This is a genomic window from Caulobacter sp. 17J65-9, assembly GCF_010975005.1.
Classification (GTDB): Bacteria; Pseudomonadota; Alphaproteobacteria; order Caulobacterales; family Caulobacteraceae; genus 17J80-11.
Genome location: NZ_JAAIVC010000308.1, coordinates 1 through 1,118, shown reverse-complemented (window position 1 = coordinate 1,118; position 1,118 = coordinate 1). Strand labels below are relative to the sequence as shown.

Genomic DNA, 1,118 nt, shown 5'->3' with positions numbered 1-1,118 from the left:
GCCGCCACGAACGACTGGGCCAGCACGCCGTGCGACTGGCCGCCGACCGTGACGATCTCGTCGCCGGTGGCCACGACCGTGACCGCCTCGCCGTCGCCGCCGCCGCCGCCGAAGCCGCCGAGCGCGACCGCCAGGTTGACGGTGCGCTGCTGGTTCAGCGAACCGGCCAGCGCGCCCGACCAGCCGCCGTTGCCGCCGCCGCCGCCGATCGACTGGGCGATGATGGCGCTGGCGCCTTCACCCATGGTGCCGACGGAGTTCTCGACGGTGACCGTGACCTCGCCGCCGTTCCCGCCGGCGCAGGACGGAATGGACCCGCCGTTTTCGTTGTAGTCGGCTTCCTGCACCAGGCAGCCGCCCAGGGCGGCGCTGACCGACACCTGGTTCTGGCCGCTGGCGACCAGCGAGCCGGTCAGGGCGCCGCCGCCGTTGCCGCCGCCGCCGCCGATCGACTGGGCCAGGACGCCCGTGGCGCCGTCGCCTTCGGTGACCACCACGCCCTGGGTGGTCAGGTTGACCTCGCCGCCCTTGCCGCCGTTGCCGCCGTTGCCGCCCAGCGCCAGGCCCACGGCCGCGTTCTTGGAGCTCGAGAGCGCCGCGTTGAGCGTGCCGGCGAAACCGCCGTTGCCGCCGCCGCCGCCGATGGACTGGGCCACCACGCCGGCCGACAGGTCGCCCAGGGTGTGGACGCCGCCGCGGCTGAAGGCCTCGACCTCGCCGCCGTCGCCGCCGACGCAGACCGCCGAGAGCGAGAAGCAGCCGCCGACGCTGACGCCGACCGCCAGCGAATTCTGGCCGAGGCCGGCGAACGAGCCCGACAGGGCCATGCCGCCGTTGCCGCCGCCGCCGCCGATGGACTGGGCCAGGAAGGCGAAGGCGTTGTCGCCCTCGGTGGTCAGGACGCCGGAGCTGTCGACCTGGACGAAGTCGCCGGCGCCGCCGTTGCCGCCGTTGCCGCCGACCGCCGCGGTCAGGGACGCGGCGTTGGTGGTCCCGGCCGCCGCGCTGATCGCGCCGGACCAGCCGCCGTTGCCGCCGCCGCCGCCGATCGACTGGGCGACCAGGGCGGAGGCGTCGTTGCCGAGGGTGGCGATGCGCGAGGTGCTGAGCACGTCGAC

At 75.5% G+C, this 1,118-nt stretch carries 1 pseudogene; it reads right to left on the bottom strand.

Going from position 1 to position 1,118, the window contains the following annotated elements:
- A pseudogene (locus G3573_RS21575) lies at nucleotides 1–1,118 on the bottom strand (hypothetical protein); the annotation flags it as partial.